Source organism: Pseudomonas sp. NBRC 111119 (genome assembly GCF_001320125.1).
Taxonomy (GTDB): domain Bacteria; phylum Pseudomonadota; class Gammaproteobacteria; order Pseudomonadales; family Pseudomonadaceae; genus Aquipseudomonas; species Aquipseudomonas parafulva.
This window is the reverse complement of the sequence record NZ_BCAV01000041.1, coordinates 1-15,280: the sequence shown is the minus strand read 5'-3', so window position 1 is coordinate 15,280 and position 15,280 is coordinate 1. Positions and strand designations below refer to the sequence as shown.

At 63.4% G+C, this 15,280-nt stretch carries 12 protein-coding genes; 9 read left to right on the top strand and 3 right to left on the bottom strand.

Annotated elements, in window-relative coordinates; genetic code table 11:
• Window positions 1–17 precede the first annotated feature (17 nt).
• Window positions 18–803: a TenA family transcriptional regulator gene (locus tag APH25_RS15560; protein WP_060482527.1), complete on the top strand. Its 786-nt coding sequence runs from the start codon at window positions 18–20 to the stop codon at window positions 801–803.
• 44 nt (window positions 804–847) lie between these two features.
• Here APH25_RS15560 and APH25_RS15555 read toward each other — a convergent pair whose 3' ends face one another.
• The 3 genes from APH25_RS15555 to ubiG all read right to left on the bottom strand — a co-directional run bounded on the left by APH25_RS15555 (window position 848) and on the right by ubiG (window position 3,135).
• Window positions 848–1,588: a YciK family oxidoreductase gene (locus tag APH25_RS15555; protein ID WP_028634694.1), complete on the bottom strand. Its 741-nt coding sequence runs from the start codon at window positions 1,586–1,588 to the stop codon at window positions 848–850.
• A gap of 174 nt (window positions 1,589–1,762) precedes the next feature.
• A complete protein-coding gene (gene mupP, locus APH25_RS15550) occupies window positions 1,763–2,434 on the bottom strand; it encodes an N-acetylmuramic acid 6-phosphate phosphatase MupP (protein WP_028634695.1) in 672 nt (223 codons plus the stop codon).
• Window positions 2,435–2,436: 2 nt separating this feature from the next.
• Window positions 2,437–3,135, bottom strand: a complete 699-nt coding sequence (gene ubiG / locus APH25_RS15545) for a bifunctional 2-polyprenyl-6-hydroxyphenol methylase/3-demethylubiquinol 3-O-methyltransferase UbiG (RefSeq protein ID WP_028634696.1) — start codon at window positions 3,133–3,135, stop codon at window positions 2,437–2,439.
• Window positions 3,136–3,337: 202 nt separating this feature from the next.
• Here ubiG and mtnA point away from each other — a divergent pair, with 202 nt between their 5' ends.
• The 8 genes from mtnA (at window position 3,338) to APH25_RS15505 (ending at window position 15,253) form a co-directional block, all read left to right on the top strand.
• A complete protein-coding gene (gene mtnA, locus APH25_RS15540) occupies window positions 3,338–4,414 on the top strand; it encodes an S-methyl-5-thioribose-1-phosphate isomerase (protein WP_028634697.1) in 1,077 nt (358 codons plus the stop codon).
• Window positions 4,415–4,685: 271 nt separating this feature from the next.
• The gene (gene gyrA / locus APH25_RS15535; protein WP_060482526.1) at window positions 4,686–7,451 is read left to right on the top strand and encodes a DNA gyrase subunit A; all 2,766 of its coding nucleotides are present in this window, start codon (window positions 4,686–4,688) and stop codon (window positions 7,449–7,451) included.
• Between the two features lie 148 nt (window positions 7,452–7,599).
• The gene (gene serC, locus APH25_RS15530) at window positions 7,600–8,685 is read left to right on the top strand and encodes a 3-phosphoserine/phosphohydroxythreonine transaminase (RefSeq protein WP_028634699.1); all 1,086 of its coding nucleotides are present in this window, start codon (window positions 7,600–7,602) and stop codon (window positions 8,683–8,685) included.
• Window positions 8,685–9,779, top strand: a complete 1,095-nt coding sequence (pheA, locus tag APH25_RS15525) for a prephenate dehydratase (RefSeq protein ID WP_028634700.1) — start codon at window positions 8,685–8,687, stop codon at window positions 9,777–9,779. Before serC ends, pheA begins: the two co-directional genes overlap by 1 nt.
• Before the next feature lie 85 nt (window positions 9,780–9,864).
• Window positions 9,865–12,105, top strand: coding sequence for a bifunctional prephenate dehydrogenase/3-phosphoshikimate 1-carboxyvinyltransferase (locus APH25_RS15520; protein WP_060482525.1), 2,241 nt, complete (start codon window positions 9,865–9,867; stop codon window positions 12,103–12,105).
• Window positions 12,102–12,788, top strand: a complete 687-nt coding sequence (cmk, locus tag APH25_RS15515) for a (d)CMP kinase (RefSeq protein WP_028634702.1) — start codon at window positions 12,102–12,104, stop codon at window positions 12,786–12,788. Before APH25_RS15520 ends, cmk begins: the two co-directional genes overlap by 4 nt.
• 124 nt (window positions 12,789–12,912) lie before the next feature.
• Window positions 12,913–14,589 (top strand): 30S ribosomal protein S1, encoded by a 1,677-nt coding sequence (gene rpsA / locus APH25_RS15510; protein ID WP_003252673.1) that lies wholly within the window; start codon window positions 12,913–12,915, stop codon window positions 14,587–14,589.
• Between the two features lie 208 nt (window positions 14,590–14,797).
• Entirely contained in the window at window positions 14,798–15,253 is a 456-nt protein-coding gene (locus APH25_RS15505; protein WP_060482524.1) for a transposase, read from the top strand.
• Window positions 15,254–15,280: the final 27 nt, after the last annotated feature.

Here is a 15,280-nt window from a genome sequence, read left to right as displayed (position 1 = left end):
GGATCAAGGAGCAGAAAGTGATTGATGCATTCGTCCGTATCGGGCCATTGATGGACCCGGCCAGCTACCCTAAGTGGGCCCAGCAACTGATCGAGGATTGCAGTGAGAGCAAGCGCCGTGTGGTGGAGCACGAGCTGTATGCGCGCCTGCGCGACGGCACCCTCAAGCAGTCCACCATTCGCCAGTACCTGATTGGCGGCTGGCCGGTGGTGGAGCAGTTCTCGCTGTACATGGCGCACAACCTCACCAAGACCCGCTACGGCCGCCATCAGGGCGAGGACATGGCGCGGCGCTGGCTGATGCGCAACATTCGCGTGGAACTGAACCACGCCGATTATTGGGTGAACTGGGCCCAGGCCCATGGCGTGAACCTGCACGACCTGCAGGCCCAGGATGTACCGCCCGAACTCAACGGCCTGAACGACTGGTGCTGGCGGGTGTGCGCCACCGAGAACCTGGCGGTGTCGATGGCGGCCACCAACTATGCCATCGAAGGGGCGACCGGGGAGTGGTCGGCAGTGGTGTGCTCCACCGATACCTACGCCATGGGCTTCCCGGAAGACCAGCGCAAGCGCGCCATGAAGTGGCTGAAGATGCATGCCCAGTATGACGACACCCACCCGTGGGAGGCGCTGGAGATCATCTGCACCCTGGCGGGCGAGAACCCGAGCATGAGCCTGCGTACCGAGCTGCGCCGGGCGATCTGCAAGAGCTACGACTGCATGTTCCTGTTCTTGGAGCGCTGCATGCAGCTCGAGGGGCGCCAGCAAGGCCGGGTAAGCCCGGCGCTGGCTGCTGGCTGACCCCGGTTGCCGGGTGACTCAGGAGGCCGCCCGGCCTCTTGGGCTTACTGGGCGTTGAACGCCTGCCCATTCACGCCTTTGCTGTCTGGCCCCATCAGGTACAGGTACACCGGCATGATTTCTTCGGGCAGGGGGTTGTTCTGCGGGTTCTCGCTTGGGTAGGCCTGGGCACGCATGGCGGTGCGCGTGGCGCCCGGGTTGATGCTGTTGGCACGTACCGGTGCCACGCCTTCCAGTTCGTCGGCCAGGGTCTGCATCATGCCTTCGGTGGCGAACTTAGAGATCCCGTAGGCGCCCCAGTAGGCGCGGCCCTTGCGCCCCACGCTGCTGCTGGTGAACACCACCGAAGCGTCCTCGGACAGCTTCAGCAATGGCAGCAGGGTGCTGGTGAGCATGAAGGTGGCATCCACGTTCACATGCATCACGCGCATGAAGTTGTCACCCGACAACTGCTCCATGGGCGTGCGTGGGCCGATGATCGAGGCGTTGTTGAGCAGCCCGTCCAGGCGCCCGAACTGGTCTTCGATCATCACCGCCAGTTCGTCGTACTGGTGGGGCAGGGCGGTTTCCAGGTTGAACGGTATAACCACCGGCTGTGGGTGGCCAGCCGCTTCGATTTCATCGTACAGCGCGTTCAGGTTGGCTTCGGTCTTGCCCAGCAGCAGCACCGTAGCACCCAGCGCGGCGTAAGCCTTGGCAGCGGCAGCGCCGATACCACGGCCGGCGCCGGTTACCAGGATGACCCGGCCTTTGAGCAGATCCGCACGAGCGGCGTAGTCGAACATGTTTGAGTCCTTTAAATGCTTGAACACACCCTGTGAGCGGGCAACTGAACCTGTGGGAGCGGGTTTACCCGCGAAGCAGGCGGCGCGGTGCATGGCACCGGCTGCGCCGGTGTTCGCGGCTGAAGCCGCTCCTACAGGGCCCTGCTCGACAGGTTATGCGCAGTGCCACAATGTTCAGCAGCCACACAGCGCGCTGTCGATGACCTTGCGCAGGTCCAGCGGGTGGTCGACCACCACGTCGGCGCCCCAGTGGTTCGGGTTGTCATCCGGGTGAATGTAGCCAAAGCGTACCGCTGCAGTGCGGGTACCGGCGTCGCGGCCCGACTCGATGTCACGCAAGTCGTCCCCCACGAACAGCACGCTGGCCGGGTCCAGGTTCAGCGTCTTGCAGGCCAGTATCAGCGGCTCTGGGTCTGGTTTGCTGCGCGTCACGTGGTCTGGGCAGATCAGCAGTGCCGAGCGTTCGGCCAGGCCCAGGCGCTGCATGATGGGCTCGGCGAAACGCACCGGCTTGTTGGTGACCACCCCCCACAGCAGCTTGCCTTTCTCGATGTCCGCCAGCAGCTCGGCCATGCCATCGAACAACCGGGTGTGCACGGCGCAGTCGCGCTGGTAACGCTCCAGAAACTCCAGGCGCAGGGCCTCGAAGCCCTCGGCCTCCGGGTCCATGGCAAAGGTGGCGGCGACCATGGCCCGGGCGCCGCCAGAGATCACCCCGCGGATCAGGGCGTCGTCCACCGGCGGCAGGCCACGGTCGGCGAGCATGGCCTGGCAGATGGCGATGAAGTCCGGCGCCGTGTCCAGCAAGGTGCCGTCCATGTCGAACAGTACAGCTCGCAGGCGCATGCTCATTCCTCGCGCAGGGTCTGGATCATGTAGTTGACGTCAACGTCGCTGCTGAGCTTGTAGTGCTTGGTCAGCGGGTTGTAGGTCAGGCCGATGATGTCCTTCACTTCAAGGCCGGCAACGCGGCTCCAGGCGCCAAGCTCCGACGGGCGGATGAATTTCTTGAAGTCGTGGGTGCCGCGCGGCAGCATCTTGAGGATGTACTCGGCACCGACAATGGCCAGCAGGTACGCCTTGGGGTTGCGGTTGATGGTGGAGAAGAACACCTGGCCGCCAGGCTTGACCATGCGGTAGCAGGCGCGGATGACCGAGGACGGGTCGGGCACATGCTCGAGCATCTCCAGGCAGGTGACCACATCGAATGCGCCGGGCATTTCTTCGGCCAGGGCTTCGGCGGTGATCTGCCGGTATTCCACCTGCACGCCGGACTCCAGCTGGTGCAGCCGGGCGACGGCCAGGGGCGCTTCGCCCATGTCGATGCCGGTGACCGTGGCGCCGCGCTGGGCCATGGCTTCGCTGAGGATGCCGCCGCCGCAGCCCACGTCCAGCACCTTCTTGCCGGCCAGGCTGGCGCGCTCGTCGATCCAGTTGACCCGCAGCGGGTTGATTTCGTGCAGCGGCTTGAACTCGCTCTCACGGTCCCACCAGCGGTGGGCCAGCGCTTCGAACTTGGCAATTTCGGCGCGGTCGACGTTGCTCATTGAACAGTCCTCTGGAACTTGGGTGTCAGCTTCAAGCGGCAAGCCGGCAACTGCGGGCCAGGGCCAGCCTGGGTGTGGCGGGCAGTGGTTGCAGCGCATGGCCTGGAGCTTGCGCTCGAAAAGGCCGAAGTATACCCGAGCGCTTGGCCACCAGGCTCGCTATAATCGCCGGCTTTTGATGGGCGAACCACGGGGAGAGGTGATGCGCGAGCGACTTTTGGCGGCGGAGAAGGTGACCGGGATCCGCTGGCAGGGCGGCGTCCTGCACCTGCTCGACCAGCGCCTGCTGCCCTCGAAAGAACAATGGCTGGCCTGCGACAATGTTGCGCAGGTGGCAGCGGCCATCCGCGACATGGCGGTGCGCGGTGCATCGGCGATCGGCATCGTGGCCGCCTACGGGCTGGTATTGGCCGTGGAAGAGCGGCTGGCCGAGGGCGGCGACTGGGAAACGGACCTGGAAGAAGACTTCCTGGTGCTGGCCGAGGCGCGCCCCACGGCGGCCAACCTGTTCTGGGCGCTGAACCGCATGCGCGAGCGCCTGCAGCGTCTGCGCCCCGCCGAAGACGTGCTGGCCGCCGTGGAAGCTGAAGCCCGCCTGATTCACGAGAGTGACCGCGAGGCCAACCTGACCATGGCCCAGTACGGCACCGAGCTGATCCGCCGCCACCAGGGCAATGCCCAGACCCTGCTCACCTACGGCAATGCCGGCGCCCTCGCCAGCGGTGGCTTCGGCACCGCCCTGGGGGTGATCCGCGCCGGTTACCTTGAGGGCATGGTGGAGCGGGTGTACGCCGGTGAAACCCGGCCGTGGCTGCAGGGCTCGCGGCTGACGGCGTGGGAGCTGGCCAACGAAGGCCTGCCGGTGACATTGTGTGCCGATTCCGCCCTGGCCCACCTGATGAAGACCAAGGGCATCACCTGGGTGGTGGTGGGCGCAGACTGCATCGCTGCCAACGGCGATGTGGCCAGCAAGATCGGCACCTATCAACTGGCCGTCAATGCCATGCACCACGGCGTGCGCTTCATGGTGGTGGCGCCGAGCACCAGCATCGACCTCAACCTGGCCACCGGCGAAGACATTCCGCTGGAAGAGCGCGAGGCCGGTGAGCTGCTGGATTACGCCGGTACCCGGGTTGCGCCGGATGTCGAGGTGTTCAACCCGGTGTTCGACGTGACCCCGGCAGACCTGATCGACGTGATCGTGACCGAACGGGGCATCATCGAGCGCCCGGACACCGCCAAGCTGGCGCAACTGATGTGTCGCAAGCGGTTGCACTGATTCGGCCCTAAGCAACTGCAGCGCTCGAACTCTCCGGCGCTGCACATTCACCGGCAAGCCCCCGGTGCACATCTCCCCACTACCCCCGCCATTGTGGTAACATCCGGCAGTTTCCAAGCCCGCCCATACCGGCGGTCTTCACTGCGCAGATCCATGGCACAACTCGTTGATTTGTCGTAAGTCGTCGCATGCTGATGCGCTGCGGCGGCGAGCTTCGTTCGGCCCTTGATGGAGCTGCGAAGTTTCACCAGAAAAAGGAATCAGGCTTCTCATGGGCGAACTGGCCAAAGAAATCCTCCCGGTCAATATCGAAGACGAACTGAGACAGTCTTACCTCGACTACGCGATGAGCGTGATTGTCGGGCGAGCGCTGCCCGATGCGCGTGACGGCTTGAAGCCCGTGCATCGTCGCGTTCTCTTTGCGATGAGCGAACTGGGCAACGACTGGAACAAGCCGTACAAGAAATCCGCCCGCGTGGTCGGTGACGTGATCGGTAAGTACCACCCGCACGGCGACATTGCGGTCTATGACACCATCGTGCGTATGGCCCAGCCGTTCTCGCTGCGCTACCTGCTGGTCGACGGTCAGGGCAACTTCGGTTCCGTGGACGGCGACAACGCCGCTGCCATGCGATACACCGAAGTGCGTATGGCCAAGCTGGCCCACGAGCTGCTGGCCGACCTGCACAAAGAAACCGTCGACTGGGTGCCCAACTACGACGGCACCGAACAGATCCCGGCGGTGATGCCCACCCGTATCCCCAACCTGCTGGTCAACGGTTCCAGCGGTATCGCCGTGGGCATGGCCACCAACATCCCGCCGCATAACCTGGGCGAGGTTATCGACGGCTGCCTGGCACTCATCGACAACCCCGAAGTCACCATCGATGAGCTGATGCAGCACATTCCGGGCCCGGACTTCCCCACGGCCGGCCTGATCAACGGCCGTCAGGGCATCATCGAGGCCTACCGTACCGGCCGTGGCCGCATCTACATGCGCGCCCGCTCCGAAATCGAAGACATCGACAAGGTAGGCGGCCGCCAGCAGATCGTTGTGACCGAGCTGCCTTACCAGCTCAACAAGGCCCGCCTGATCGAGAAAATCGCCGAGCTGGTCAAAGAGAAGAAGATCGAAGGCATCACCGAGCTGCGCGACGAGTCCGACAAGGACGGCATGCGCATCGTCATCGAGCTGCGTCGCGGCGAGGTGCCGGAGGTGGTGCTCAACAACCTGTATTCGCAAACCCAGCTGCAGAGCGTGTTCGGCATCAACGTGGTGGCGCTGGTCGACGGCCGCCCGCGCTTGCTCAACCTCAAGGACCTGCTCGAAGCCTTCGTGCGCCACCGCCGTGAGGTGGTCACCCGCCGCACCGTGTTCGAGCTGCGCAAGGCTCGCGAGCGCGGCCATATCCTCGAAGGCCAGGCCGTTGCGCTGTCCAACATCGACCCGGTCATTGCCCTGATCAAGGCCTCGCCAACGCCGTCCGAAGCCAAGGAAGCGCTGATTTCCACGCCATGGGAATCCAGTGCCGTGCAGGTGATGGTCGAGCGCGCCGGTGCCGATTCCTGCCGCCCCGAAGACCTGCCAGAGCAATTTGGCCTGCGCGACGGCAAGTACTACCTTTCGCCAGAGCAGGCCCAGGCCATCCTGGACCTGCGCCTGCACCGCCTGACCGGCCTCGAGCACGAGAAGCTGCTGGCCGAGTACCAGGAAATCCTGGAGCAGATCGGCGAGCTGATCCGCATCCTCAGCAGCGCCGAGCGCCTGATGGAAGTGATCCGCGAAGAACTCGAAGCGATCCGCGCCGAATACGGCGATGCCCGCCGTACCGAGATCCTGAACGCCAGCCACGACCTCAACTACGGCGACATGATCCCGGAAGAAGAGCGCGTAGTGACCATCTCCCACGGTGGCTATGCCAAGACCCAGCCGTTGTCCGCCTACCAGGCCCAGCGCCGCGGCGGCAAGGGCAAGTCGGCCACCGGCGTGAAGGACGAGGACTACATTGAGCACCTGTTGGTGGCCAACAGCCACGCCACCCTGCTGTTGTTCTCCAGCAAGGGCAAGGTGTACTGGAAGAAAACCTACGAAATCCCCGAAGCCTCGCGTGCTGCCCGTGGCCGCCCGCTGGTCAACCTGCTGCCGCTGGAAGAAGGTGAGCGCATCACCGCCATGCTGCAGATCGACCTGGAGGCCCTGCAGCAGAGCGCCGGTGCCGACGAAGAGCTGGAGGACGCGGATGACACCGTGCTCGAAGGTGAAGTGGTCGAGGTGGAGGAAGCCGACGAAGAAGACGGCGATACCCCTGAGTGGGCAGCCGAACCTACTGGCGCCTACATCTTCATGGCCACCGCGTCGGGCACCGTGAAGAAGACCCCGCTGGTGCAGTTCGCCCGTCCGCGTAGCAACGGCCTGATCGCCCTGAAGCTGAAAGAAGGCGACACCCTGATTGCGGCGGCCATCACCGACGGCGCCAAGGAAGTGATGATGTTCTCCGATGCGGGCAAGGTGATCCGCTTCGCCGAGAGCGTGGTGCGCGAAATGGGCCGTACCGCCCGTGGCGTGCGCGGCATGAAGCTGGGCAAGGGGCAGGAGATCATCTCCATGCTCATTCCAGAGTCCGGTGCGCAGATCCTCACGGCGTCCGAGCGAGGCTTCGGCAAGCGTACCCCGCTGTCCAAGTTCCCGCGTCGCGGCCGTGGTGGCCAGGGCGTCATTGCCATGGGCACCAAGGGGCGCAACGGCTTGCTGATCGGCGCCATTCAGGTGCAGGAAGGCGAGGAGATCATGCTGATTTCCGACCAGGGCACGCTGGTACGTACCCGGGTGGGCGAAGTGTCCAGCCTTAGCCGCAACACCCAGGGCGTCACCCTGATCAAGCTGGCCAGCGACGAGACGCTGGTGGGCCTGGAGCGTATCCAGGAGCCGTCTGCAGAAGAGCTCGATGATGTGATCGAGTTGGACGAGGAGGGTGTTGAGGCCCAGGCGCCCGACAATGACGACGCTGCGGACGCCGAAGAGGCACCGCAGGACTAAGCAGGCGTTACACCCGAACGGGGCGACCAAGGTCGCCCCGTTTGACTGTGTAGGAGCGAGCGTAGCTCGCGATGTGGGCACCTCGGTTCCTGCAAGTTAAGTACTGACCGATCAAGATTTTGTTCTATTTGGCAGAGCGAGAGTGGATGTGAGCAAACGAGCCTTTAACTTCTGCGCGGGCCCTGCCGCGCTTCCGGATGCCGTGCTGCAGCGCGCCCAGGCAGAAATGCTGGACTGGCGTGGCAAGGGCCTGTCGGTGATGGAAATGAGCCACCGCAGCGACGACTATGTGGCCATCGCCGAGAAGGCCGAACAGGACCTGCGTGACCTGCTGTCCATCCCCTCGAATTACAAGGTGCTGTTCCTGCAGGGCGGCGCCAGCCAGCAGTTTGCCGAAATCCCGCTGAACCTGCTGCCGGAAAACGGCACCGCCGACTACATCGAAACTGGCATCTGGTCGAAAAAGGCCATCGAAGAAGCGCGCCGTTTCGGTCATGTAAACGTGGCTGCCAGTGCCAAGCCCTACGATTACTTGGCCATTCCCGGCCAGAACGAGTGGAACCTCACCCCGAACGCTGCCTACGTGCACTATGCGTCCAACGAGACCATCGGCGGGCTGGAGTTCGACTGGGTGCCGCAGACCGGTGATGTACCGCTGGTGGTGGACATGTCTTCCGACATCCTCTCGCGCCCCATCGATGTGTCGCAGTTCGGCCTGATTTACGCCGGCGCCCAGAAGAACATCGGCCCCAGCGGCCTGGTGGTGGTCATCGTGCGTGAAGACCTGCTGGGCCATGCCCGCAGCAGCTGCCCGACCATGCTCAACTACAAGGTGTCGGCCGACAACGGCTCCATGTACAACACCCCGGCCACCTATTCCTGGTACCTCTCGGGCCTGGTGTTCGAGTGGCTGAAAGAGCAGGGCGGTGTCGATGCCATGGAGCAGCGCAACCGGGCCAAGAAAGACCGCTTGTATGGCTTTATCGATGCCAGCGAGTTCTACACCAACCCGATCAGCCACAACGCCCGTTCGTGGATGAACGTGCCGTTCCGCCTGGCGGACGAGCGCCTGGACAAAGCCTTCCTGGCCGGTGCCGACGCCCGCGGCCTGCTCAACCTCAAGGGCCACCGCTCGGTGGGCGGCATGCGCGCCTCCATCTACAACGCCTTGGGCCTAGACGCCGTCGAAGCCCTGGTGGCCTACATGGCTGAATTCGAGAAGGAGCACGGCTGATGTCCGAGCACGAACTCACCGCCCTGCGGGTGCGCATCGACAGCCTCGACGAGAAAATCCTCGAGCTGATCAGTGAGCGCGCCCGTTGCGCCCAGGAAGTGGCCAAGGTCAAGACGGCCTCGCTGCCCGAGGGTGAAAAACCGGTGTTCTACCGCCCTGAGCGCGAAGCTGCCGTGCTCAAGCGGGTGATGGAGCGCAACCAGGGCCCACTGGGCAACGAAGAGATGGCGCGGTTGTTCCGCGAAATCATGTCCTCGTGCCTCGCCTTGGAAGAGCCGCTGAAAATCGCCTACCTGGGCCCGGAAGGCACCTTCACCCAGGCCGCTGCCATGAAGCATTTCGGCCATGCTGTGATCAGCCGGCCAATGGCAGCCATCGACGAAGTGTTCCGTGAGGTGGCCGCTGGCGCCGTCAACTTCGGCGTGGTGCCCGTGGAAAACTCCACCGAAGGGGCTGTCAGCCATACCCTGGACAGCTTCCTTGAGCACGACATGGTGATCTGCGGTGAGGTGGAGCTGCGTATCCACCACCACCTGCTGGTGGGCGAGAGCACCAAGACCGGCAGCATCACCCGCATCTACTCCCACGCCCAGTCCCTGGCCCAGTGCCGCAAGTGGCTGGACGCGCACTACCCGAATGTGGAACGTGTGGCGGTGTCGAGCAACGCCGAGGCGGCCAAGCGCGTCAAGGGCGAATGGAATTCTGCGGCAATTGCCGGCGATATGGCGGCCAACCTGTATGGCCTGACCCGCCTGGCCGAGAAGATCGAGGACCGCCCCGATAACTCCACGCGCTTCCTGATGATCGGCAGCCAGGAAGTGCCGCCGACCGGCGACGACAAGACCTCGATCATCGTTTCGATGAGCAACAAGCCAGGAGCCCTGCACGAGCTGCTGGTGCCTTTCCATCAGAACGGCATCGACCTGACCCGCATCGAAACCCGCCCGTCGCGCAGCGGCAAGTGGACGTATGTGTTCTTCATCGACTTCGTCGGCCACCACCGCGACCCGCTGATCAAGGCCGTGCTCGAGCAGATCAGCCAGGAAGCCGTGGCACTGAAGGTGCTGGGTTCGTATCCAAAGGCAGTGCTTTGATTCCGAACCGCCGCCTGTAGCCGCTCGCGATCGGGGTGCCTGGCACCCCCGGCACCCAACACAACGCCATACAAGGTTCACACCCGTGGTAAATGCAGCAACAACCCAACCCGCGCCGATCATCAACCGCCTGGTGGTGGTCGGCCTGGGCCTGATCGGCGGCTCCTTCGCCAAGGGCTTGCGTGAAAGCGGCCTGTGCCGCGAAGTGGTCGGCGTCGACCTGGATGCCCCGTCGCGCAAGCAGGCGGTGGCCCTGGGCGTGGTCGACCGCTGCGAAGACGACCTGGCTGCGGCCTGCCAGGGCGCCGATGTCATCCAGCTTGCCGTGCCCATCCTGGCCATGGAGAAGCTGCTGGGGCTTCTGGCTGGGCTGGACCTCGGCCAGGCCGTGATCACCGACGTGGGCAGCGCCAAGGGCAATGTGGTGCGGGCTGCCCGGGCAGCCCTGGGCGAGCGTGTGGCGCGCTTCGTGCCTGGCCACCCGATTGCCGGGTCCGAGCAAAGCGGTGTGGAGGCCTCCAACGCCGCCTTGTTCCGCCGGCACAAGGTCATCCTTACCCCGCTCGCCGAAACCGACCGCGCCGCCCTGGCCGTCGTCGACCGCCTGTGGCGGGCTCTGGACGCTGACGTTGAGCACATGCCCGTCGAGCGCCATGACGAGGTGCTGGCTGCCACCAGCCACCTGCCGCACCTGCTGGCCTTCGGTTTGGTCGATTCGTTGGCCAAGCGCGATGAAAACCTTGAAATCTTCCGGTACGCTGCGGGTGGCTTTCGCGATTTCACAAGAATCGCCGGCAGCGACCCGACCATGTGGCATGACATCTTCCTTGCCAACCGCGACGCTGTGCTGCGCACGCTTGATACATATCGCAGCGATCTCGACGCCTTGCGCGACGCGATCGCTGATGGGGACGGGCACCAGTTGCTGGGTGTGTTCACCCGCGCTCGGGTTGCCCGCGAGCATTTCAGTAAAATCCTGGCCCGCCGGGCCTATGTGGACGCTATGAACGCCAACGATCTGATTTTCCTGGCCCAACCCGGTGGCCGCCTGACCGGGCGAATCCGCGTACCGGGCGACAAGTCGATTTCCCACCGCTCGATCATGCTCGGCTCGCTGGCCGAAGGCACCACCGAGGTCGAGGGCTTCCTCGAGGGTGAGGACGCCCTGGCGACCCTGCAGGCATTCCGTGACATGGGGGTGGTCATCGAAGGCCCCAACCACGGTCGCGTGACCATTCACGGTGTGGGCCTGCATGGCCTCAAGCCGCCACCCGGGCCGCTGTACGTCGGCAACTCGGGCACCTCCATGCGCCTGCTGTCCGGCCTGCTGGCCGGGCAGGCGTTCGACGTCACCATGACGGGCGATGCGTCGCTGTCCAAGCGCCCGATGAACCGTGTGGCCAACCCGCTGCGCGAAATGGGCGCGGTGGTTGAAACCGGGCCGGAAGGCCGCCCACCGCTGACCATCCGCGGCGGCCACCCGCTCAAGGGCCTGACCTACACGCTGCCGATGGCCAGTGCGCAGGTCAAATCCTGCCTGCTGCTGGCGGGCCTGTACGCCGAAGGCAGGACCACCGTCACCGAGCCTGCGCCTACCCGTGACCACACCGAGCGCATGCTGCGCGGCTTTGGCTACAGCGTGGACACCAACGGGCCGGTGGCGTCGCTGCAGGCTGGCGGCAAACTCACTGCCACCCGTATCGAAGTGCCGGCCGACATCTCGTCGGCGGCGTTCTTCCTGGTGGCGGCCTCGATTGCCGAAGGTTCCGAGCTGGTGCTGGAGCATGTGGGCATCAACCCCACCCGTACCGGTGTCATCGACATCCTGCGCCTGATGGGCGGCGACATCACCCTGGAAAACCAGCGTGAAGTGGGTGGCGAGCCGGTGGCCGACCTGCGCGTGCGCGGCGCACGCCTGAAGGGTATCGACATCCCTGAAGCCCTGGTGCCGCTGGCCATCGACGAGTTCCCGGTGCTGTTCGTGGCCGCGGCTTGCGCCGAGGGGCGTACCGTGTTGCGGGGCGCCGAAGAGCTGCGGGTCAAAGAGTCCGACCGTATCCAAGTGATGGCCGACGGCCTGATCACCCTGGGTATCCAGTGCGAACCCACCCCTGACGGCATCATCATCGAAGGCGGCCAGCTGGGCGGCGGCGAAGTGCACGGCCACGGCGACCACCGCATTGCCATGGCCTTCAGCGTGGCATCGCTGCGCGCCAGCGCGCCTATCCGCATCCACGACTGCGCCAACGTTGCCACGTCGTTCCCCAACTTCCTGGCGCTGTGCGCCGAGGTGGGCATCCGCGTGGCGGAAGAGGGCAAGCCGTGAACGCGCCTACGCCAGTCATCACCATCGACGGGCCGAGCGGCTCGGGCAAGGGCACCGTTGCCGGGCTGCTGGCCCGGGAGCTGGGCTGGCGGCTGCTGGATTCCGGCGCGCTGTACCGTCTGCTGGCGTTCAACGCCAGCAACCATGGCGTGGACCTCACCAACGAAGAGCTGCTGACCCGCCTGGCCGCTCATCTGGATGTGCAGTTCATTGCCGCCCAGCCCGGTAAGCTTCAGCAGATCATTCTTGAGGGTGAGGATGTCAGCAACGTCATCCGTACCGAAACTGTCGGCGCGGGTGCCTCCCGGGTGGCCTCGCTGCCGGCCGTGCGTGACGCACTGCTGGTGCGCCAGCGCGCCTTCCGCGAGGCGCCTGGCCTGATTGCGGATGGCCGTGACATGGGCACCGTGGTGTTTCCCGACGCGCCATTGAAAGTGTTCCTCACCGCCAGTGCCGAGGAGCGGGCCCGCCGCCGTTACCTGCAGTTGAAGGGCAAGGGTGAAGATGTTAGTCTGTCGAGTCTGCTAGATGACATTCGTGCGCGCGATGAGCGCGATACCCAACGTGCAGTGGCCCCGCTGAAACCAGCTGCAGACGCCATTCAGCTGGATTCCACCGAATTGTCCATCGATCAGGTGTTGCAACGTATCAGGAGCGAGCTCGCACTGCGCGATCTCCTCTGATAACCAGGAAGGCAGGCAGGTGCACCAGTCATCGTCCTGCGGGCTTTCCTTTACTTAAAACGAACCCACATTGTCTGGAATGTGGTGATGGGCGTCTGTTTCGCCCGAATCTACAGGAATTAAAATGAGCGAAAGCTTTGCAGAACTCTTTGAAGAAAGCCTGAAAACCCTCAATCTTCAGCCGGGTGCCATCATCACCGGTATCGTTGTCGACATCGACGGCGACTGGGTTACCGTACACGCTGGCCTGAAGTCCGAGGGCGTCATCCCGCTCGAGCAGTTCTACAACGAAGCTGGCGAGCTGACCATCAAGGTCGGTGACGAAGTGCACGTTGCGCTGGACGCGGTCGAAGACGGCTTTGGCGAAACCAAACTGTCCCGTGAAAAAGCCAAGCGCGCCGAGTGCTGGATTGTTCTGGAAGCAGCTTTCGCCGCCGAAGAAGTGGTCAAGGGCGTTATCAACGGTAAGGTTAAAGGCGGCTTCACTGTCGACGTTAACGGCATCCGTGCGTTCCTGCCGGGCTCCCTGGTTGATGTCCGCCCAGTGCGCGACACCACCCACCTGGAAGGCAAAGAGCTGGAATTCAAGGTCATCAAGCTGGACCAGAAGCGCAACAACGTTGTTGTTTCGCGTCGCAGCGTGCTGGAAGCCGAGAACTCCGCCGAGCGCGAAGCCCTGCTGGAAACCCTGCAGGAAGGCCAGCAAGTCAAAGGTATCGTCAAGAACCTCACCGACTACGGCGCATTCGTGGACCTGGGCGGTATCGACGGCCTGCTGCACATCACCGACATGGCTTGGAAGCGCATCAAGCACCCATCGGAAATCGTTAACGTTGGCGACGAAGTCGACGTACGCGTTCTGAAGTTCGACCGTGAGCGCAACCGCGTTTCGCTGGGTCTGAAGCAGATGGGCGAAGATCCGTGGGTTGCTATCACTGCCCGTTACCCAGAAGGTACTCGCGTACAAGCGCGCGTTACCAACCTGACCGACTACGGCTGCTTCGCTGAGCTGGAAGAAGGCGTTGAAGGTCTGGTACACGTTTCCGAAATGGACTGGACCAACAAGAACATCCACCCGTCGAAAGTCGTTCAGGTTGGCGACGAAGTGGAAGTCATGGTTCTGGACATCGACGAAGAGCGTCGTCGTATCTCCCTGGGCATCAAGCAGTGCAAGTCCAACCCATGGGAAGACTTCTCCGGCCAGTTCAACAAGGGTGACAAGATCACCGGTACCATCAAGTCGATCACCGACTTCGGTATCTTCATTGGCCTGGACGGCGGCATCGACGGCCTGGTTCACCTGTCCGACATCTCCTGGAACGAAACCGGCGAAGAAGCCGTGCGTCGTTTCAAGAAGGGCGACGAGCTGGAAACCGTCATCCTGTCGGTCGACCCAGAGCGCGAGCGCATCTCCCTGGGCATCAAGCAGCTGGAAGACGATCCGTTCTCCAACTTCGTTGCTGTCAATGACAAGGGCGCTATCGTCAAGGGCATCGTGAAAGAAGTTGACGCCAAAGGCGCCATCGTCACCCTGGCCGACGACATCGAAGCCACTCTGAAAGCTTCCGAAATCAGCCGTGACCGCGTTGAAGACGCGCGTAACGTTCTGAAGGAAGGCGAAGAGATCGAAGCCAAGATCATCAGCGTTGACCGCAAATCCCGCGTTATCAGCCTGTCGATCAAATCGAAAGACGACGCTGAAGAGCGTGAAGCCATCCAGAGCCTGAAAAACGCTCCGGAAGCGGCTGCCGACACCACCATGGCTGCGCTGCTGCGCGAAGCAATGGCCAAGCAGAACTGAGTTCTGTTTGATCGGTAAAAAGGGCGACCCTTGGGTCGCCCTTTTTTTCGCCTGGAATTTGTAGTGGGGGCGTAAGTTTTGTGGTGGTGCCTAGGTTCAGCGCCGCCTGCGCCGGGTATCCAGTCACATGCTGCAACCGTGATTACCGCTTTCATCCTTGCACCGCAGCTAGGCTGTACCAGCACGCACATTTTCAAGGATGAGCACAATGACCAACCCTCATGGCTGTCGATTACGCCGTGCCCGCTGCTCGGTTCCGGGCAGGCTTTATATGCTGACCACTGTTACCCACCGCCGTCGGCCATTATTCGATAATTTCCAGTACGCCCGCCTGGCCGTCCACAACATGCGTCATGCACAACATAAACATCACTGCCACTCATTAGCCTGGGTTGTGATGCCAGACCATGTGCACTGGCTGCTCGAATTGAAGCACGCGACGCTGAGCATGCTGATGCAACGCTTCAAGTGCCAGACCAGCAATGCATTGCGCAAGGCCGGGGTAAAGGCCTCGCCGATCTGGCAGGCAGGGTATTACGACCGAGCCCTGCGCCGCGATGAGGACGTTGTGAGATTAGCGAGATACATAGTGGCCAATCCGATTCGGGCGGGGTTGGTTACCAGGGCGGGTGATTATCCGCACTGGGATGCGGTTTGGCTTTGAGCGGGTGCCGAGCGTGCCGCGCATCGC